The organism is Sphingomonas bacterium, assembly GCF_903644055.1.
Lineage (GTDB): Bacteria > Pseudomonadota > Alphaproteobacteria > Sphingomonadales > Sphingomonadaceae > Sphingomonas_I.
In genome coordinates, this window is record NZ_CAHJXD010000169.1 from 1 (window position 1) to 20,150 (window position 20,150).

The 20,150-nt window shown below is 66.3% G+C and carries 17 protein-coding genes and 1 tRNA gene; 9 read left to right on the forward strand and 9 right to left on the reverse strand.

Annotated features, from left to right (window positions below; translation table 11 throughout):
• A partial coding sequence (locus HUU94_RS07250) for a cytochrome b/b6 domain-containing protein (RefSeq protein WP_174274423.1) occupies positions 1-304 on the forward strand: 304 nt, incomplete at its 5' end.
• Positions 305-693: 389 nt separating this feature from the next.
• On the opposite strand, the gene HUU94_RS07255 is transcribed toward HUU94_RS07250, so the two are convergent.
• Both HUU94_RS07255 and HUU94_RS07260 read right to left on the reverse strand, forming a co-directional pair.
• Positions 694-1,650: a class I SAM-dependent methyltransferase gene (locus tag HUU94_RS07255; RefSeq protein WP_174274424.1), complete on the reverse strand. Its 957-nt coding sequence runs from the start codon at positions 1,648-1,650 to the stop codon at positions 694-696.
• A gap of 72 nt (positions 1,651-1,722) precedes the next feature.
• On the reverse strand, positions 1,723-3,126 hold the full coding sequence (locus HUU94_RS07260) for a protein adenylyltransferase SelO family protein (RefSeq protein ID WP_174274425.1): 1,404 nt from the start codon (positions 3,124-3,126) through the stop codon (positions 1,723-1,725).
• Positions 3,127-3,164: 38 nt separating this feature from the next.
• On the opposite strand from HUU94_RS07260, the gene HUU94_RS07265 reads away from it, so the two are divergent.
• Positions 3,165-4,034 (forward strand): alpha/beta fold hydrolase, encoded by an 870-nt coding sequence (locus HUU94_RS07265; protein ID WP_174274426.1) that lies wholly within the window; start codon positions 3,165-3,167, stop codon positions 4,032-4,034.
• A 78-nt stretch (positions 4,035-4,112) separates the two neighbouring features.
• Complete coding sequence (locus HUU94_RS07270) at positions 4,113-5,516, forward strand: NAD(P)H-dependent flavin oxidoreductase (protein ID WP_174274427.1); 1,404 nt, start codon at positions 4,113-4,115, stop codon at positions 5,514-5,516.
• 160 nt (positions 5,517-5,676) lie between these two features.
• On the opposite strand, the gene HUU94_RS07275 is transcribed toward HUU94_RS07270, so the two are convergent.
• Positions 5,677-6,681, reverse strand: coding sequence for a 2-hydroxyacid dehydrogenase (locus HUU94_RS07275; RefSeq protein WP_174274428.1), 1,005 nt, complete (start codon positions 6,679-6,681; stop codon positions 5,677-5,679).
• A 127-nt stretch (positions 6,682-6,808) separates the two neighbouring features.
• On the opposite strand from HUU94_RS07275, the gene HUU94_RS07280 reads away from it, so the two are divergent.
• From HUU94_RS07280 to HUU94_RS07290, 3 genes are read left to right on the forward strand one after another with little or no spacing between them, the layout of a single operon-like run.
• Positions 6,809-8,317: a sensor histidine kinase gene (locus HUU94_RS07280; protein WP_174274429.1), complete on the forward strand. Its 1,509-nt coding sequence runs from the start codon at positions 6,809-6,811 to the stop codon at positions 8,315-8,317.
• A 13-nt stretch (positions 8,318-8,330) separates the two neighbouring features.
• Positions 8,331-8,774, forward strand: coding sequence for a response regulator (locus tag HUU94_RS07285; RefSeq protein WP_174274430.1), 444 nt, complete (start codon positions 8,331-8,333; stop codon positions 8,772-8,774).
• A complete protein-coding gene (locus HUU94_RS07290) occupies positions 8,774-9,808 on the forward strand; it encodes a sensor histidine kinase (protein WP_174274431.1) in 1,035 nt (344 codons plus the stop codon). Before HUU94_RS07285 ends, HUU94_RS07290 begins: the two co-directional genes overlap by 1 nt.
• Positions 9,809-9,937: 129 nt before the next feature.
• Here HUU94_RS07290 and HUU94_RS07295 read toward each other — a convergent pair.
• From HUU94_RS07295 to HUU94_RS07315, 5 genes are all read right to left on the reverse strand, one after another.
• Positions 9,938-10,012: transfer RNA gene (locus HUU94_RS07295), tRNA-Asn, on the reverse strand.
• Positions 10,013-10,076: 64 nt separating this feature from the next.
• Positions 10,077-10,853, reverse strand: coding sequence for an NAD kinase (locus HUU94_RS07300; protein ID WP_174274432.1), 777 nt, complete (start codon positions 10,851-10,853; stop codon positions 10,077-10,079).
• Positions 10,850-11,851: a GTP 3',8-cyclase MoaA gene (gene moaA, locus HUU94_RS07305; protein WP_174274433.1), complete on the reverse strand. Its 1,002-nt coding sequence runs from the start codon at positions 11,849-11,851 to the stop codon at positions 10,850-10,852. The genes HUU94_RS07300 and moaA overlap by 4 nt, the downstream gene beginning before the upstream one ends.
• 62 nt (positions 11,852-11,913) lie before the next feature.
• Positions 11,914-13,440, reverse strand: coding sequence for a cysteine--tRNA ligase (gene cysS / locus HUU94_RS07310; RefSeq protein WP_174274434.1), 1,527 nt, complete (start codon positions 13,438-13,440; stop codon positions 11,914-11,916).
• 101 nt (positions 13,441-13,541) lie between these two features.
• Positions 13,542-13,778: a hypothetical protein gene (locus HUU94_RS07315; protein WP_174274435.1), complete on the reverse strand. Its 237-nt coding sequence runs from the start codon at positions 13,776-13,778 to the stop codon at positions 13,542-13,544.
• Positions 13,779-14,003: 225 nt separating this feature from the next.
• Here HUU94_RS07315 and HUU94_RS07320 point away from each other — a divergent pair, with 225 nt between their 5' ends.
• Positions 14,004-16,298, forward strand: coding sequence for a glycosyltransferase family 4 protein (locus HUU94_RS07320; protein ID WP_174274436.1), 2,295 nt, complete (start codon positions 14,004-14,006; stop codon positions 16,296-16,298).
• Between the two features lie 196 nt (positions 16,299-16,494).
• The gene (locus HUU94_RS07325) at positions 16,495-17,775 is read left to right on the forward strand and encodes a glycoside hydrolase family 130 protein (protein WP_174274437.1); all 1,281 of its coding nucleotides are present in this window, start codon (positions 16,495-16,497) and stop codon (positions 17,773-17,775) included.
• Positions 17,776-17,806: 31 nt separating this feature from the next.
• Here HUU94_RS07325 and HUU94_RS07330 read toward each other — a convergent pair whose 3' ends face one another.
• Positions 17,807-18,259: a nuclear transport factor 2 family protein gene (locus HUU94_RS07330; protein ID WP_174274438.1), complete on the reverse strand. Its 453-nt coding sequence runs from the start codon at positions 18,257-18,259 to the stop codon at positions 17,807-17,809.
• An 84-nt stretch (positions 18,260-18,343) separates the two neighbouring features.
• On the opposite strand from HUU94_RS07330, the gene ettA reads away from it, so the two are divergent.
• Positions 18,344-20,023, forward strand: coding sequence for an energy-dependent translational throttle protein EttA (gene ettA, locus HUU94_RS07335; RefSeq protein ID WP_174274439.1), 1,680 nt, complete (start codon positions 18,344-18,346; stop codon positions 20,021-20,023).
• The last annotated feature ends 127 nt before the right edge of the window (positions 20,024-20,150 follow it).

The following is a 20,150-nucleotide window of genomic DNA, read 5'->3' on the forward strand; positions in this document are numbered from 1 at the left end:
CGTGCTGCCCGATGCCAACAAGCCCTCGCCGCCGCCCCCGGCGCGCAAGCGCAAGCCGCCGATGTTCTGGTGGCTGGTCAAGCTGCCGCTGATCGCGCCGTTGCAGGAGATGGGCCGCACGCCCGAAGGCGTGCCCGCGCAGAAGGAAAAGCATGAGCAGATCGAGACCGTTCACGGGATCGGCGGCTATATCCTGCTGTTATTGCTGTTCTTCCACATCGCCGGCGCGCTGAAGCACCAGTTCATCGACCGCCATCGCGAATTGGCGCGGATGGGCATCGGCGAGCCGGAGCGGGTGCGCTAGGGATTGTCCTGTTCGAGCTGAGACGTCACCCCGGCCTTGAGCCGGGGTCCCGCTTCTTCTTCGGCGTAGGGCAGGTAGCGGGACCCCGGATCAAGTCCGGGGTGACGGGAGTTCAGCCGTGGACCTTTCAAGCTGAAGCGTCACACCGGCCTTGAGCCGGGGTCCCGCTTCTTCCTCGGCGTGGCCAGGTAGCGGGACCCCGGATCAAGTCCGGGGTGACGGGAGTTCAGCCGTGTACCCTTCAAGATGAACGTCACACCGGCCTTGAGCCGGGGTCCCGCTTCTTCCTCGGCGTCGGCCAAGCAGCGGGACCCCGGATCAAGTCCGGGGTGACGGGAGTTCAAGGTCGAGACGGGAGTTCAAGGTCAATACGCGCCGCAGCGCTGCCTTCAGGCGACCTCGGCGATGATCGAGCAGGTTACGGCGGTGCGTCGCTTGAGCGATTGGCCGAGGGTGATCGCCTGGGTGGTGTGGCTCGCCATCTCGACGATGGTGAAGCCGCCGTCGGTGAGCAGGCGCGCCGCCATCTCGGGGGTTTCCAGCAGGATGACGTGATCGGGCATCGGCGCGTTGAGCGGGACGTTGACGAACAGCTTGCCCTTCCTGGGGATCGCGCCGCGAATCCGCAGCAGCGCGGCGACGGGATCGTCGAGATGCTCGAGGATGTGGCTGAGGATGACGAGATCGAACGTCTCGCCCCCCGCATCGATCGCGTGCATGTCCTGGATCGCCAGATGCGCTTTGTCGCCCGCGCCGAGCACGTCCAGCGCGGCCCTGGTCTGCGCCAGCGAAACCTCGCTGAGATCCCAGCCGTGCGCGCGGCTCAGGCGGAAATCGGACAGCGCGAGATAGAGCAGCAGGCCGTGCCCCGGCCCGACCTCCAGCACGCTGCCGCCCGCAGGCACATGCCCCTCCAGCCGCTGGCGGAAGAAGTGCAGCGACGAGGCGTGCATGAACCACAGGACATGGCTGAACAGCAGGCCGTGCATGTAGCGGCCCATGAATTCGGCGTCGCTGTAGACATGCGCATTGGTCTGCTCGAACGACGAATAGCGGTAATGGCCCGATCGCGCGAATTCGAGCTCCTCTTCCTGGATGCGCGCGCAGAGCCAGCGATAATCCGACGCCACTTGCGCCGCGTGCCCGGCGGTCAGCGCCAGGATCGCCCTGGCGACATGCTCGCTCGTCGCCATCATGCCGGGGCTGCGCGGCGCGAAGCTCCTGAGCAGGAAGGAGGCATGTTCAGGCCATTCGGCGAGGATCAGCGCGATCAGCCGATCGAGATCCGGCCACGGCGCGGTCAACGCCGCCAGTGCCGCGCGATCGTCAGCAAGGTTCGATTTCATTCGGTTGCCCCCCGGCGCGGTTCCGGCGACCTGCCGCCTCATCCCTATATCGCGTGCCTCTCGCCGCGCAATCTATCCGGCGAGCGCGCGGCCCATGCGGCGGATCGCATCGACCTTGGCATGGAGCGGCGCCCAATCGTCGCGCCGGTCGATCGCCGACCAGATCGCCTCGACCTCCTCGATGGGCATCGAGCAGGGCTCGGCGTCGCGCCAGAAATCGTGATCGAGAGTCGCGGACGGGGCGTAGGGCGCGAGAAGATCGGGCAGCGTCGTGAAATCGCTCGCGTAGCTCTGGTCGGCGGGGGAGGGCGCGCGGCGCCGGCCGGTGCGCCAATCGAAGAAGAAGCGATCGATGGTGACGCCGCCGCGCCCGAGCCCCTGCTCGATCGCCTGCACCAGCGCGAGATCGCGGGTTTCGTCGAGCGGCGCCACGCCCAGCCGCGCCAGCATCGCGCGGGCATGCGCCTGCTCATAGGCGGCGGGAAAGCCGTCGAGGATCGGCGCCAGCGCCTCGATTTCCGCGACCTTGGCGAGCGCGATCGCCAGTTGGACGACGTCCCAGTGGATCGCCTGCGCCTGCCGCCCGAAGGCGTAGAGCCCCTGATGATCGAAATAGGCCGCGGTGAACCCCGGCTCCCAGAACGGAGTGAAGCGCCAGGGGCCGTAATCGAAGCTTTCGGCGGTGGTGCTGATATTGTCGCTGTTGAGCACGCCATGGACGAAGCCGGCGGCCATGTAGGAGGCCGCGAGGCGGGCGGTGCCGCGAACGACATGATCGAGCAGCCGCAGCGCGGGTTCGTCGCCGGGCGCCTCGCCGTAGAGGCGGCGGAGCACATAAGCGGCGAGCGGGACGATATGTTCGGCCTGGCCGAGCGCCGCGAGCCGCTGGAAGCTGCCGATGCGGATATGGCCCCGGCTGAGGCGGACCATCACCGCCGAGCGGGTGGGGGAGGGCTCGTCGCCGCGATGGAGCCGCTCGCCGGTCTCGATCAGCGAGAAGGTCCGCGAGGTCTCGACGCCCAGCGCCTCGAGCATCTCGGTCGCCAATATCTCGCGCACGCCGCCCTTGAGCGTCAGGCGGCCGTCGCCGGAGCGGCTGTAGGGCGTCGTGCCCGAACCCTTGGTGCCGAGATCGAGCAGGCGGCCCGCGCTATCCTCGACCTGCGCGAACAGGAAGCCGCGCCCGTCGCCGATGTCGGGATTGTAGATGCGGAACTGGTGGCCGTGATAGCGGAGCGCCAGCGGCGCCGGCAGGCTGCCGGGCAGGGCCACGAAACGCCCGAAATGATCGATCCACCGCGCATCGTCGATCCCGTCGATCCCGACGCTCGCGGCGGCGCGATCGTTGCGGAAGCGCAGGCGATGCTCGGGGAATTCCGCCGCCGCCACGGGATCGGCGAGAAAGCCCGCAACCTCCTCGATCGCGCGGGACGGCTTGTAACCGGGAGAGGCGATGGGTTGCGGAGCGGAGGCCATCGGCCCGATATGGGGGGCATGTGGCGGGAGGTGCAACCATGACCGGAAACGAGGCGCGGTGGCGCGACGGATATTGGACGAGCGCCGATGGGCTGACGCTCCATTATCGCGATTATCCGGGCGATCCCGCCGCGACGCCGGTGATCTGCATCCCCGGCCTCACCCGCAACGCGCGCGATTTCGCGGCGGTCGCGGATCGGCTGGCGGGCGGGCGGCGCGTGATCGTCGTCGAGCTGCGCGGGCGGGGGATGAGCGACTGGTCGCCCGATTTCGCGACCTACCACGCCGCCGGCTACGTGGGGGACGTGCGCGCCCTGCTCGCCGCGCTCGATCTGCCGCGCTTCGTGATTTTCGGAACCTCGCTCGGCGGCATCATCGCGATGGTGCTGGGAGCGAGCGGGCAGTCGGGACTGGCGGGCGTGCTGCTCAACGACATCGGCCCGGTGATCGAGGAAGCGGGGCTCGAGCGCATCCGGGGCTATATCGGGCCGGCGCGCTGGCCGAGCTGGGAGGCTGCGGCGCGGGCGATGGCCGAAACGCATGGGCATGCCTTTCCCGATTTCGAGGCGGCCGACTGGCGGGCGATGGCGGAGCGGCTGGCGATCGAGAAGGACGGCGCGATCGTCGGCGACTATGATCCGGCGATCGCGATCCTCGTCGCGATGCCGACGCCGGCGCCCGCCGAGCCCTGGCGGCTGATCGAGGGCTTCGAGGCGATGCCGACATTGCTCGTCCATGGCGCGCTGTCCGATATCCTCAGCGCCGGGACCGCGGCCGCGATGGCGCGCCGCCTGCCGCGGATGGAAACCGTGACGCTGCCGCGCGTCGGCCACCCGCCGCTGCTGACCGAACCGGGGGTGGAAGCGGCGATCGATCGCCTGCTCGCGGCGGTAGACTCCAGGGGCTGAAAGGCGGGTACGGACGTTTTCCCGCGCAATATCGGTTAATCTCGCTTATACCGCGCGGCGAAACTCTGGAGACCATTTTTGTTCAAGGGATTGCGTCCGATACGCTACGGCGGCCACGAGGTCTGGCCGCTGATCGAAGGCGGCAAGGGAGTCGCGGTCTCGAACCATATGAGCGCGGGCGCCTGGGCGGCGGCAGGCGGCATCGGCACCGTCTCGGCGGTCAATGCCGACAGCTACGATCCCGAAGGCAGGATCATCCCGCAAACCTATCGCGCGCTGACGCGGCGCGAGCGGCACGAAGAGCTCGTCCAATATGCGATCGACGGTGCTGTCACGCAGGTGAGGCGCGCGTTCGAGATCGCGGGCGGCAAGGGCGCGATCAACATCAACGTGCTTTGGGAAATGGGCGGCGCGCAGCGCGTGCTCCACGGCGTGCTGGAGCGGACCAGGGGGCTGGTCGCGGGCGTGACCTGCGGGGCCGGCATGCCCTACAAGCTCTCCGAGATCGCGGCTTCCTACGGCGTCAGCTATCTGCCGATCGTCAGCTCGGGCCGCGCGTTCAATGCGCTCTGGAAGCGCGCTTATTCAAAGGCGGCGGAGTGGCTGGCGGGCGTGGTCTACGAGGATCCGTGGCTCGCGGGCGGGCATAACGGTCTTTCGAACGCCGAGGACCCCAAGGTGCCGCAGGACCCCTATCCCCGCGTCAAGGCGCTGCGCGAGACGATGCGCGCGGGCGGCGTTTCCGAAGACGTGCCGATCATCATGGCGGGGGGCGTCTGGTATCTGCGCGACTGGAACGACTGGATCGACAATCCCGAGCTCGGCGCGATCGCCTTCCAGTTCGGGACGCGGCCGCTGCTGACGCGCGAGAGCCCGATCAGCCAGGAGTGGAAGGATCGGCTGACGACGCTCGACGAGGGCAACATATTGCTCCATCGCTTCTCGCCGACGGGTTTCTATTCCTCCGCGGTTCGCAACGACTTCTTGCGTAATCTTGAGTCACGGTCCGAACGGCAGATCGCCTTCTCGATGGAAGCGGCGGGGGATCATCAGTTCCAGCTCGACGTCGGCGTCAAGGGCAAGAGCTTCTGGGTGACGCTGGGCGATCTCCAACGCGCGCGCGCATGGTTCGGAATGGGCTACAGCTCGGCGCTCAAGACGCCGGACAATACATTGGTGTTCGTCACCCCCGAGGAGATGAAGATCATCCGCAAGGACCAGTCGGATTGCATGGGCTGCCTCAGCCAGTGCAGCTTTTCCTCCTGGGCGGATACCGAAGGCAATTCCACCGGCCGTCTCGCCGATCCGCGCAGCTTCTGCATCCAAAAGACGTTGCAGGATATCGCGCACGGCGGGCCGATCGACCGGAATCTGATGTTCGCGGGCCACGCCGCCTACAAGTTCAAGCAGGATCCTTTCTACTCGAACGGCTTCGTGCCCACGGTGCGGCAGCTTGTCGATCGCATCCTCACGGGCGATTGAGGGCTAGTCTCGAAACCGTTCGACGGGATTGCGACCGAGCATGAGCGGTCATGCGGCCAAGGCGATTGCTTGGCCGACGCTGAAGAAGAAGCGGGACCCCGGCTCAAGGCCGGGGTGACGTTTCGGCTTGAACAGGACAGATTCTAGCGGGACGCCTTCTTCACGCCCAGCCTTCCAGCACCTGATCGGGGCAGGGGTGTCCGTCCGCCCAGGAGCGGATGTTGGCGATCACCCGGGCGCCCTGCGCCTCGCGCGCCTCGTGCGTCGCCGAGGCCATGTGCGGCAGCAGCAGCACGTCATCCCGGTGCAGCAGGCGGGCGTCGATCGCGGGTTCGCGATCGAACACGTCGAGACCCGCGCCGGCGATCACGCCGCCATCCAGCGCATCGGCCAAGGCGGCCTCGTCGACGATCTCGCCGCGCGCGATGTTGATCAGATGGCCGTGCGCGCCGAGCAGCGCCAGCGCGCCGGCATCGATCAGGCCGTCGGTTTCCGGGGTCAGCGGACAGTGGATCGAAAAGATGTCCGATGCCGCGAGCAGGGCAGCCAGCGACGGCTCGTAGGTGGCGCCGAGTTCCTGCTCGATCACGATCGGGAGCCGCCTGCGATTGTGATAGCGGATCGAAAGACCGAAGCCGCGCGCGCGCCGCGCCACCGCGCGTCCGATCCGGCCCATGCCGAGGATGCCGAGCGTCCGCCCCGAGATGCGGTGCCCGAGCATGCTGCACGGGCTCCATCCGCGCCATTCGCCCGATTGCGCGAGCCGCTCGCCTTCCACCAGCCGGCGCGGCACCGCGAGGATCAGCGCCATCGCCATATCGGCCGCATCGTCGGTCAGCACGCCGGGCGTGTTGGTGACGACGATGCCGCGCGCGCGCGCCGCCTTCAGCGCGATATGATCGACGCCGTTGCCGAAATTGGCGATCAGGCCCAGCCGCTCGCCCGCCGCGGCGATCGCATCGGCATCGATCCGATCGACGATCGTCGGCACCAGCACGTCGCAATCGCCGATCGCCGCGCGCAGATCGGCGGGAGACATCGGCGTATCGCCGGCGGGGAAGCCGGTGTCGAACAGTTCGGCCAGCCGCGCCTCGACGGGAGAGGGCAGGCGGCGCGTGACGACGACGCGCGGCTTTGCGGGGCGGGTCTGGCGGGCGGGGGCCATGCCCCGCTATGCGCCGGGCGCGACATTGGTCAAGCGCCCCGGCGATACGCCGCCGCAATCGTCTCGACGCGATGCGCCAGTGGCCATAGAAGGGCTTCCATGTCGGGTGTGGCATCAATCGCTTAGCATGTCGGATCAAGCCGCCGAGCTTTCCCTCGCCGCCATCGCGAGGGCGCGCAACGGCGCGCACCGCCGCTTCGGCATCATCGTGCTGGCCCTGATCGGGCTGGGTTTCCTCGCGGTGCTGACGGCTGGCGTGTACGGCGCGCTGCTGATCCGGCGGACGCAGGTCGATAGCCGCTGGGTCGAGCATACCTTCCTCGTCCAGCAGAAGGTGCAGGGGATCGCGCTCGACCTACAGACCATGCGGACGGCGCGCGTTCTCAATCGCATGCGATACCGTAATGCCGCCGGCACGATCGAGGCTCGAATCTATGATCGGGCCTATGCCGATTCGAGAATGAGGATAAGCGAGCTGGCGAAGCTTACCGCCGATAATCCGCGGCAGGGGCCAAGGCTTGCCCGGATACGCCTGCTGGTTGCCCGCTATACGCAGATGACCGCACCCGGCGCCTTTCCGGGCGATGCCGAGCCGCCGCCCCGGTTAACCAACAGCCTCGTCGCCAATATCCAATCGCTCACCGACGCCATGTTTCAGGAGGAGGCCCATCTCCTCGGTCTGCGCATCGCCAATCAGCGGCAAAGCATCGCGATCTTCTGGATCGTGCTGACGGTAGCCGGGGTTCTGGTCGTGCTCGTCGCGATCGGATCGGTAGCGGTCATCCATCGCTATACGATCGATCTCGCGCGCTCGCGCGCCGAACTCGAGCAGATGAACCATGGGCTCGAGGATGCCGTCCGGGAACGAACCGCCGATCTTCAGCGCGCCAACGACGAAATCCAGCGCTTCGCCTACATCGTCAGCCACGATCTGCGCTCGCCGCTGGTCAACGTGCTGGGCTTCACCTCCGAGCTTGCGGCGGCGCTCACGCCGCTCGACACGCTCGTCACACGGGTGGAGCAGCAGGCACCCGACCTTGTCGACGAGGACGCGCGGCGCGCCGTGCGCGAGGATCTTCCCGAAGCGATCGGCTTCATCCGATCCTCGACGCAGAAGATGGATCGCCTGATCAACGCGATCCTCCGCCTCTCGCGCGAGGGCATGCGCACGATCTCGCGCGAACGGATCGACATGGACGCGCTGGTGGATGGCGTGATCGGCGCGCTGCGCTATCGCATCGACGAGGAAGGAATCAGGGTCACAGTGGCGCCAAACCTGCCGGCGCTTTTCAGCGATCGGCTGGCGATCGAGCAGATCGTCTCCAACCTCGTCGAGAATGCGGTAAAATATCTCAAGCGCGGGCGGCCGGGCGAGATCGGTATCACGGGCAGGCGGGAAGGCTCCCGGCTGATATTCGAGGTTATCGACAATGGCCGGGGCATCGATCCCAAGGATCATTCGCGCATCTTCGATCTCTTCCGCCGATCGGGACCGCAGGATCAGCCGGGCGAGGGAATCGGCCTTGCCCACGTCCGTGCGCTGGTCCAACGGCTGGGCGGCACGATTGACGTGCGTTCGGTGCTCGATCAGGGGGCAAGCTTCATCCTGACATTTCCCGCCTTCGTCGAGGGTTAGAAGGACCGTTGCTATGATGGCGCAAATTCCGCTCAACATCATCATGATCGAGGACGATGAGGGGCATGCGCGCCTGATCGAGAAGAATATCCGCCGCGCGGGCATCTTCAATCCGATCCGCCATTTTACCGACGGCACCTCGGCGCTGACCTATCTGTTCGAGGATGCCGACGGCCCCGCGCTCAACGGCCCGGCGCTGGTGCTGCTCGATCTCAACCTGCCCGATATGAGCGGGACCGACATCCTCGCCAAGATCAAGGGCGATGGACCGCTCAAGCGGACGCCGGTGGTGGTGCTCACCACCACCGACGACAAGGTGGAAATCCAGCGTTGCTACGATCTCGGCTGCAACGTCTACATCACCAAGCCGGTCAATTACGAGAGCTTCGCCGATGCGATCCGGCAGCTCGGCCTGTTCCTCTCGGTGATCCAGGTTCCGGAAGCTAAACCCGATTGATGAGCGACCGGCCGTCCATCCTCTATATCGACGACGACGAAGGTCTCGGCATATTGACGCGCCGGGCGCTGGGGCGGCGCGGCTATGACGTCGATCTCGCGACCGGCGGCGCGCAGGGGATCGCGATGGCGAGGGCCGGCCGCTATCAGCTCGTCGCGATCGATCATTATATGCCGGGGCAGGACGGGCTTGAGACGCTGGCGCTGGTGAAGGCGATGTCCGATCCGCCGCCGGTGATCTACGTCACGGGATCGGAGGAGAGCCGCATCGCGGTCGCGGCGCTCAAGGCCGGGGCCAGCGACTATGTCGTCAAGGCGACGTCGGACGATTATTTCGATCTGCTCGCCAGCTCGATCGCGCAGACGCTCAACACGCGCCGGCTGGAAGAGGCCGCCGAACGCACGGCGGAGCAGTTGAGCGCGAGCAACCAGCAATTGCAGACGCTGCTGCGCGAGGTCAACCATCGCGTCGCCAACAGCCTCCAGCTCGTCACCGCCTTCGTCCAGTTGCAGGCGCGCAACCTGCCCGACAAGGCGGCGCGCGCCGCGCTCGAGGATACGCAGCGGCGGATCAGTGCGATCGCGCAGGTCCATCGGCGGCTCTACACGTCGAACGACGTCGAGACGGTGGCGATGGACGAATATCTCGCGGCGCTGGTCGAGGAGCTTGGCCAGACCTGGGCTTCGACCACGGCGAAGCGCGAGCTGAAACTGTTTGCCGAACCGATCCGGCTGAGCACCGATCGCGCGGTGGCGGTGGGCGTGATCGTCAACGAGCTGATCAGCAACGCGTGCAAATATGCCTATGCCACCGATTGCGACGGGGAGATACGGATCAACCTCCGCAGGGAAGACGACAAGAGCTTCGAGCTGCGCGTCGAGGATGACGGCTGCGGCATGCCGACCGACGGCTCGATCAAGGGCACGGGGCTCGGATCGAAGCTGATCCGCTCGATGGCGACGTCGCTGGGATCGGACCTTGCCTATGCGCAGGATGGCGTCGGCACGAAGGTGACGCTTACCGCTTCCTGCTGATATGGCGCGGGCGCCTAGAGGCTGTCCCGTTCAAGCTGAACGTCACCCCGGCTCAAGGCCGGGGTGACGACAGTTCGACGTCAACAGGACAGACTCTAGGCGCGGCGGCGAAAGGCCCGGTTCGAAAGATGGCTCCCCGGGCCGGATTCGAACCAGCGACCGATCGGTTAACAGCCGATTGCTCTACCGCTGAGCTACCGAGGAACGTGCGGAGGCGCGCCTATAGCAGCGTGGTTTTGGGCGTGGCAACCCTTGGGGGCCGCCGCGATCAGATGGTGAATTGCTCGCGCGCGATGCGATCGTCCAGCGCATGTTCGGGATCGAACAGCAAGGTCAGCGGGCTGGCGCGATCGACCGAGATTTCGACGCTCGCGACGTCGCGGACCTCGCGCTGATCGGCGACCGCGCTGACCGGGCGCTTGACGGGATCGAGGATGCGGAAGCCGATCTTGGTGCGATCGGGGAGGATCGCGCCGCGCCAGCGGCGGGGCCGGAACGGGCTGATCGGGGTCATCGCGACGAGCGAGCTGTCGAGCGGCAGGATCGGGCCCTGCACCGAGAGATTATAAGCGGTCGATCCCGCCGGCGACGCGACGAGCACGCCATCGCAGACGAGTTCGGGCAGCACGACCCGGCCATCGACGCTGACTTCGATCCACGCGGTCTGCCGCGTCTCGCGGAGCAGCGAAACCTCGTTGATCGCGGGGCTGGAGATGCGCTCGCCGGCCACCGTCACCGCCTCCATGCGCAGCGGCGCCACCTTGATCATCTTCGCGCGATCGAGCCGGCTTTCGAGCAGATCGGCGCTCCATTCGTTCATCAGGAAGCCGACGGTGCCGAGGTTCATCCCGAAGATCGGCAGCGCGCGATGGCGTTCGAGCATCGCGTGGAGCGTCTGCAACAGGAAGCCGTCGCCGCCGAGCGCGACGATCATCTCGGCCTTGTCGATGTCGTGCCATTCGTAGCGCCTGCGAAGCTCGGCCTCGGCGGCGAGCGCGGCGGGGGCGGGGGAGGCCGCCAGCGCCAGCTTCTTCTCGCCGCTCACCCGCCGGTGACGCTCATATGGCGCGCGACGGCAGGTTCGGCGCCCCCGGCGATCTCGAAGGCGTGGCGTAGCGGCTTGATCGCCATCGCGCGATCCAGCGCCGCGTCGAGCCCGGCGTGCCCACCGTCGCGATAGGCCTGCCGCAGATCGACCTTGGCATCCGCGCCGAGGCACAGATAGAGCTCGCCCGAGACGGTAAGGCGGACGCGGTTGCAGCCGGCGCAGAAATTCTCGGTCAGGGGGGTGATGAAGCCGACACGATTGCCGAACTCGCCGACGCGATAATAGCGCGCGGGGCCGCCCGTGCGCTCGGCCGAGGGCACCAGCGTATAACGATCCTCCAGCATCGATCGCACGCCATCCAGCGGCAGATAGCGATCGGTGCGATCCTCCTCGACCTGGCCGAGCGGCATCGTCTCGATCAGCGTGAGATCATGGCCCTCGCCGCCGCACCATTCCAGCATCGGCGCGATCTCGTCCTCGTTGAGGCCCTTGAGCGCGACCATGTTGATCTTGATCCGCAGCCCGGCATCCCGCGCCGCCCTTATGCCGGCGAGCACCTGCGCGACGTCGCCGGTGCGTGTGATGTGGCGGAAGCGATCGGGATCGCGGCTGTCGAGGCTGACGTTGACGCGGCGGAGGCCGGCGTCGCGGAGCGCGCGCGCGTGATCGGCGAGGCGCGTGCCGTTGGTGGTGAGCGTGAGTTCGTCGAGACCATCGCCGATCCTTCGCCCGATCATCGCGGCGAGTTCGGGCATGCCGCGGCGCACCAGGGGTTCGCCGCCCGTCAGCCTGATCCGCGTCACGCCGCGCGCGATGAAGGCATCGGCGATCGCGGCGATTTCCTCCAGCGTCATGATGGCGCTTCGAGGCAGGAAATGCATCGCCTCGCTCATGCAATAGCGGCAGCGCAGGTCGCAGCGATCGGTGACGGAGATGCGCAGATAGGTGATGCGCCTGCCGAAGCCGTCGACGAGGGGGGCGGGGAGGGCGCTCACGTCGCCTAGCTAGGCGCGGCGGGGCAAGGCGGCAAGGTGGGTCCTCGGCCAAGCCCGGTCGGTCAGTCGATCACCGCGCGCCATTCCCAGCGCAGCGGATCGCCGTCCATCACCTCGACGCCGGATTGGAGCAGCACGTCCCGCAGCGCATCGGACGCGGCGAAATCCCTGGCGGCGCGCGCGGCCTGCCGCTGTTCGAGCAGCGCCTCGACCTCGGATTCCGCGATCGCCGCCCCCTTCGGACGCAACGAAAGCTGGCGCCGATCGACATCGAACAGATCGAGGCCGAGCGCGAGATCCATGCTTGCCGCGACGCGCAGCCGCATCTCCGGCGCCATCCCCTTGTCCGCCAGCGCCTCTTCGAGCAGCGGCAACGCCTGCGGGATCATCAGATCGCTGGAAAGCGCCTCGTCGAAGCGCGCGATCAGCGCGGCGCCGCGCTTGTCCAGCCTGTCCTCCAGCGTCCGGCGCTGGAAGGCGAAGCTCGCGCCCCGGCTGTCCTTCGCCTCGCGCAGGATGCGGGTCCACGCGAGATCGGCCGCTTTGGCGCGCAATTGCTCGACCGCGATCGCCAGCCGCTTGAGCCGCACCAAGGCCGCCGCGACGATCTCACCGGAAAATTCCAGTTCGGAGCGGTAGTGCGCGGAGAGACAGAGCAAGCGGTAGGCCAGCGGGTGGATGCCGCGATCGATCAGCCCGGCAAGCGTCGCGAAGCCGCCCGCGCTCTTCGACATCTTGGCGCCGCGATCGACGAGGAAATTGTTGTGCATCCAGATGTTCGCGCCGGTCCCGGCGCTTTCGGTGAAGGCCTGGTTCTGCGCGATCTCGTTGCAATGATGGATCTCGCGATGATCGATCCCGCCGGTGTGGATATCGAACTGCTGCCCGAGATATTTGAGGCTCATCACCGAGCATTCGAGATGCCAGCCCGGCGCGCCGGGACCCCAAGGCGATTCCCACTCCATCTGGCGCCGGGCGCCGGGCGGGGAGGCGCGCCACACCGCGAAGTCCGCCGCGTGCCGCTTGCCCTCGACATCGGCGATGCGGCCGACGGTTTCCTCGGGCCTGGTGCCGGCCAGGCGACCATAATCGGGGACGCGCGACGTATCGAAATACAGCCCGCCCTCCAGACGGTAGGTCGCGCCATGATCCTCGAGCGCGCGCGCGAAACCGATCATGTCCTGGATATGATCGGTCGCGACCGACCATAAGGACGGGTGCAGGATGTTGAGGTGCGCGAGATCGGCCTTGAACGCGGCCGTATAGAAAGCGGCGATTTCCCAGATCGAGCGCGCCTGGACGGCGGCGGCGGCCTCCATCTTGTCCTCGCCCGCATCGGCATCTGAGGTCAGATGGCCGACGTCGGTGATGTTGACGACATGATTGGTCGCCCAACCCTTCCAGTTGAGCGTGCGGCGCAGCGTATCGGTGAAGACGTAGGCGCGCAGATTGCCCAGGTGCGCGAAATTATAGACGGTCGGCCCACAGCTATACAGCCGTACCATCGCGGGATCGATCGGCGCGAAGGGCTCGATCGCGCGCGTCAGACTGTTGAAGAGCATCAGCGGCGCGCCCGAGCTCGCGGACATGGGAAACTCCGGTTAGGCCTGGATAGCAAAACGGGCGCCCGGATACCGGACGCCCGCCTGCTGGATCAACGCTGCACCACCCTTCGGGGCGGCGCGGCCGATCAGTTCTTGTTGGCTTCGACGTTGTCGGCCGCAGCGTGCATATTGTCCGCGGCATTGTCGAGAGCGGCGGAAGCAGCGTCGTTCGACGTGTTGTCGGCCAGGTCCTCGAGATTCTCGCCGGCGTTGTCGAGCGCGTTCGCGGTCGCATCGGTAGCGTTCTCGGCGGGGGTCTGCTTGCTGCATGCGGCCAAGGACATCAGGCCGGCAGCGGCGAGAACAAAGACAACTTTCTTCATTCCGTCTGCTCCATAATATATTAAGGTCCGGCCCGATGCCGTCCCAAAGGCTCCATTAGCGCGCCGACGGAGTGCGTCAACGCATAATCGGTCGGCCGCAGCGACGGGTCAGGTCATCGCGCCGCGTCGCACAACTCTCGCAACCTATTTTGCCGCCACGCATTATTAACCGAGGATGAGCCGGTTTTGCGTCTTCGATGCGGGCTCCGGGCGGAAGGACCAGGAATGACGGGGTCGAACCAAGAGTCTTCGATCAAGCGTATTGCAATCATTGGAAATAGCCCGCCACGTCTTTGCGGGATCGCGACATTCACCCGCGACGTCGTTCAGGCGCTGAGCGCGGCCTTCCCCGAGATCAGCCTCGATCTCTATGCGATGAACGATCCCGGATCGGCGCACCGATATGGCCCCGAAGTCGCCTGCTCGATCGATCAGGACGATTTGCGCGATTATATTCAGGCGGCGCGCAGGATCAACGAAAGCGGTGCCGACATCGTGCTGGTGCAGCATGAATATGGCATTTTCGGCGGACCGGCGGGCGCGTTGCTGCTCCGGCTGCTCGATCGTGTCGATGCGCCTGTCGTGGTGACGCTCCATACCGTGCTCGAGACGCCGAATACCGATCAGCGCGCGGTGATCGAAGGGCTGGCGCGCCGTGCATCGAAGCTGATCGTGATGGCCGAGAAGGGCCGCGATATCCTGCGCCGCGTCCATGGCGTCGCGAACGACAAGATCGCCGTCGTGCCGCATGGCGTTCCCGATCGCCCGCTCGAGAACAGCGCGCGCTTCAAGCAGGATTTCGGCTTCGAGGGGCATCGCGTCCTGCTGACCTTCGGCCTGCTTTCCCCCAACAAGGGGATCGAAACGATGATCCGGGCGCTGCCCGCGATCGTAGCCGCGCACCCGGACGTGCTTTATGTCGTGCTTGGCGCGACGCACCCGCATCTGGTGGCGCGCGAAGGCGAAGCCTATCGCGACCGGCTGAAGGTGCTTGCCGAAGAGCAGGGGGTGAGCGAGCACCTCCGCTTCATCGACGGTTTTCTCGCGCAGGATACGCTGCTCGATTATCTGCAATCGACCGATATCTACGTCACGCCCTATCTCTCCGAAACGCAGATCACGAGCGGAACGCTGTCCTACGCGGTTGCGCTGGGCAAGCCCGTCGTCTCGACCCCCTATTGGCATGCGGTGGAACTGCTCGTCGACGGTGTCGGAACGGTCGTGCCCTTCGACGACAGCGCGGCGTTCGCAGCGGCGATCGATCGCCTGCTCGGCGATCCAGCATTGCTCGACGAGACGGGGCGCCGTGCCTATGCGGTCGGACGCGGCATGGTCTGGGAGAAGCTTGCCGCCTCTTATCTGGCGATCGCACGCGATGCGGTGGCGCGCAAGCCGGTGCGATTGTCGCGCACGCGCGAGATTTCGGCGAAAGCGACGCGCGAGCTGCATGCCCCCCGTCTCGAAGCGGTCGAGGGCATGAGCGATGGCTGCGGGATCATCCAGCATTCGATCTTCGCGGTTCCCGATCGCATGCACGGCTATTGCGTAGACGATAATTGCCGCGCGCTGATGCTGATGCACCGCGTCGACGGCAACCAGCAGCGCGCCGACGAACTGGCGCGCATCTATGCCTCGTTCGTCCAGCACGCCTGGAACGGATCGCGCGGTCGCTTCCGCAATTTCATGGCGTTCGATCGCACCTGGCTGGAGGACGAGGGATCGGAGGACAGCTTCGGCCGCTCGATCTGGACGATCGGCGCGACCGTCGCGGAAGCGCGCGCACGCGATCTCCGCCATTGGGCGCTGCATCTGTTCGATCAGGTCGCGGCAAACTCGCTCGATCTGGTTTCGCCGCGCACCTGGGCCTTCGCCCTGCTGGGCGCGGAGGCGGTGCTCTCGGTGCACCCCGATCATTCGATCGCGCGGCATCTCGTCACCGAATATGCCGCGCGGCTACACGCTCTCCTCAACGAGCAGCGGCGCCCGGACTGGAACTGGTTCGAGCCGGTATTGGCCTATGACAATGCGCGGCTTCCCGAGGCACTGCTGCGCGGCGCGCGGTTTCTCGACGATCCGGACATGAAGGCCGATGCGCTGGCGGCGTTCGAGTGGCTCGATGCGCGCCAGACCAACGAGCAGGATCAATTCCGCGCGGTCGGGACGGACAGTTTCGGCAGACCCTATGCGGAGCCGCTGCCGTTCGACCAGCAGCCGCTGGAGGCCTGGGCGACGGTCGATGCCGCGCTGTTCGCGCGCGAAGTGACCGGGGATGCGCGTTGGCTGGAGACCGCGTGGCGCGCCTATGCCTGGTATCTCGGCGCGAACGATCTCGGCATGCCGATCGCCACCCCCGCCAACGGGGGCTGCTATGACGGCCTGATGAGCGATCGCGTCAATCTCAATCAGGGTGCGGAATCAATCCTTGCCTATCAGTTCGCCTGCGCCGCGATGGCGCGCGCGGCGGCGGCGGGGACGCTTACGGATACGAGCGCCAGGAAGGCACGCGTCGTTCGGGTTTAGGGCCTGTCTTGTCGAGGTTGGACTGTCGTCACCCCGGCTCAAGGCCGGGGTGACGTTTTCGCTTAGCTATGGGACAGTCTCTAACCGGATAAGTGCGCCTGACGTCATTTTAGGGGTTAAAAGCTAAGAAAAGCCGAGATACAGCCGGTCGCGGTTGGGGAACCCTGATACCCTAAAGCCTGCCGGGGGCGCGATTTTGCTCGATATCATTCACACTGCGCTGCGCTTGCAGGCGGATCCGGCTCGAGTCGTGGTTCGCCCCTTTCATATCCCGATCGAAGCCAGCGCCACTGCGGGCCAGCCCGGACGCGTGCGCCGCATCGCCGATGCCGTGCTCGCGCTGGACGATGAGGAGGCCGAGCTCGAGCTGGAGCTGGTGCTCCGCGATTTCGAGGCGCGGCATTGGCAGACGCGCGCGGTGTTCCTGACGCGCTACGACGCCATCCGCGAGGCGCTGAAGCTGGAAAGCGCCAAGATTTCCAACGTGAAGCGGCAGTTGATCGGCGCCTATTTCTGCCACGAATATAGTTATGCCGCCGCCGCGCTGATGAACCCCAGCGTGGTGCCGCACCCCGATCAATCGGGGCTTTCCGAAGGGGCTGTGCGCATCGCCATGTCGCTGCGCGCGGTGGGCGAGGGGCATATTTCCTCGATCGCGTTCCGCGAGGGAATCCTCGGGCCGGGCCCCGTCCTGGATCTGATGCCCGAGCCGCCGTTCGCCACCGCCGCCGACGGCGCGACCGACGAGGCCAATGGCGCGATCCGCGTGCGGCGGCACCACGACAGCTCGCTTTCGGGCACGGTGCTGTTCCCGATGACCGCGGCGCAGAGCAAGGGTCTGGAGGATCTGCGGCTCGTCCGGTTCGTCCACGACGACGGCACGCCGGAATGGCTCGGCACCTACACCGCCTACAATGGCGCCTCGATCCGATCCGAGCTGATGCGGACGTTCGACTTCCGCGCGTTCACGCTCGCGCCGATGGGCGGATCGGCGGCGCGCAACAAGGGCATGGCGCTGTTTCCGCGCAAGGTGGGCGGCCAATATCTGATGATCGGCCGGCAGGATGGCGAGAACGTCTTCCTGCTCCGTTCGGACAGGCTGGATCAGTGGGGCGAGGGCGAATTGCTGCTGACGCCGAAATATCCGTGGGAGATGGTCCAGCTCGGCAATTGCGGTTCGCCGATCGAGCTCGACGAGGGCTGGCTGCTGCTCACCCACGGCGTCGGCGCGATGCGGAAATATTCGATCGGCGCGGTGCTGCTGGATAAGGAGAATCCCTCGAAGGTGCTCGGCCGTACCTCGGCGCCTTTGCTCGCGCCGATGGATGCCGATCGCGAGGGCTATGTGCCCAACGTCGTCTATAGCTGCGGCGGGATACGGCACCGCGACCTGCTGTTCCTGCCTTACGGCGTCGCGGACAGCTCGGTGGCCTTCGCTTTCGTCTCGATCGCGAGCATGATCGAGGCGATGGGCTGAGGCGCCAACGGACGTTTCCGCCGCGCCGGCTTCATCTCGCCGGCAGCGCGGTGATCTGGGTATAGACGACGACCCACCGCCCGTCGCGTCTCGCGAAAGTGTCCGAATAGCGGAAATGTTCGGCGATCGGGGTGCCGCCGTCGTTCCCCTTGATCCAGGCCTCGCCGCCGACGATCGCCACGTCGCCGCTCACCCGCAGCAGCAAGGGATTGGCGGTCGTCAAGGGCTCCAGCCTGTGGCCCGGCGCGGTGAAGCCATCGATGAAGTCGCGCCGGTCGCCGACGCGGCCCGATCCGCGCACGAACAGGAATTCGGGGGCGAGCATCCGCTCCAGCGTCGCGCGATCGCCATGAAGCTGGGCATCGGCGAACGCCTGCGCGGCGGCGCGAACCTCGGCGTTCGGATTGGCGGGCTGCGCGAGGGCGGCGGTTGCGAAGCCGGCGACGAGAAGAAGGAGGATGCGCATCGTGGCGGGAGGTCGCATGCCTCACGATGTTTGCCAAGCACCGGCGGCCGGGCTATCGGCCGCCTGTTTCCGACATCCCCATAATCCTGGAGCGCGTTTCGTATGGCCGTGCAGTACAGCTTCGTCATGAAGGGCCTGACGAAGACCTTCCCCGGCGCCAACAAGCCGGTGCTCAACAACATCCACCTGCAATTCCTGCCGGGCACCAAGATCGCGATCATCGGCGTCAACGGCGCGGGCAAATCGACGCTGATGAAGATCATGGCGGGGTACGACAAGGAATATACGGGCGAGGCCTGGGCGGCGGACGGCCTGCGCGTCGGCTATCTCAGCCAGGAGCCGCAGCTCGACCCGACCAAGACGGTCAAGGAAAACGTCATGGACGGCGTCCGCGGCGTCGCCGACATGATGGAGCGCTTCAACGCCATTTCGGCCGAGATGGGCGATCCCAAGGACGACACCGATTTCGATGCGCTGATGGAGGAGATGGGCGTTCTTCAGGAGAAGATCGACGCGGTCGACGGCTGGACGCTCGACAATCAGCTCGAGGTCGCGATGGAGGCGCTGCGCTGCCCGCCCGGCGACAGCCAGGTGGGCAAGCTTTCTGGGGGCGAGAAGCGGCGCGTCGCGCTGACCAAGCTGCTGCTCGAAAAGCCCGAGATATTGCTGCTCGACGAGCCGACCAACCATCTCGATGCCGAAAGCGTCGCCTGGCTGGAACGGCACCTGATCGACTACGCGGGCAACGTCATCCTCGTCACCCACGACCGCTACTTCCTCGACAATGTCGTCGGCTGGGTGCTGGAGCTGGATCGCGGGCGCGGGCTGCCGTTCGAGGGCAATTATTCGGCGTGGCTCGAAGGCAAATCGAAGCGGCTGATGCAGGAGGAGCGCGAGGAGAAGGGCCGCCAGACCGCGATCACGCAGGAACTGGAATGGATCCGCCAGAGCCCCAAGGCGCGGCAGACCAAGAGCAAGGCGCGGATCCGCGCGTTCGACGAGCTGGTCGAGAAGCAGAACGACCGCCGCCCCGATAGCGCGCAGATCCTGATCCAGATTCCCGAGCGGCTCGGCCACAAGGTGATCGACGCCGAAGGACTGACCAAATCCTATGGCGACAAGCAGCTTTTCAAGGATTTAAGCTTCACGTTGCCGCAGGGCGGGATCGTCGGCGTGATCGGGCCCAACGGCGCGGGCAAGACGACCTTGTTCCGGATGATAACGGGGCAGGAGACCCCCGATGCGGGGAAGATCGAGCTCGGGACGACGGTGAAGCTCGGCTACGTCGACCAGAGCCGCGACCATCTCGACGCCAACAAGAATGTCTGGGAGGAAATCTCGGACGGGCTCGATCGCTTCACCTTCGGCAAGCACGACGTCGCGACGCGCGCTTATGTCGGTGCGTTCAACTTCAAGGGCCCGGACCAGCAGAAGCGCGTCGGCCAGCTATCGGGCGGCGAGCGCAACCGCGTGCACATGGCCAAGATGCTCAAGGAGGGCGGCAACGTCCTGCTGCTCGACGAACCGACCAACGATCTCGACGTCGAGACCTTGCGCGCGCTGGAGGAGGCGCTGGAAAGCTTCGCGGGTTGCGCGGTGGTGATCAGCCACGACCGCTTCTTCCTCGACCGCCTCGCCACGCATATCCTCGCCTTCGAGGGCGACGGCCATGTCGAATGGTTCGAGGGCAATTTCGAGAGCTATGAGGAAGATAAGAGGCGGCGCTTCGGCGAGGCGGCGGATCGGCCGGGCGCGGGCGCTTACAAGAGGCTTACGCGGTGACGCCGGGCGGGGCCTGTAATCTCGCTTAGTCTGTCCGGTTTCAAGCTGGACGTCACCCCGGCCTTGAGCCGGGGTCCCGCTTCTTCTTCGACGTCGGCCAAGCAGCGGGACCCCGGCTCAAGGCCGG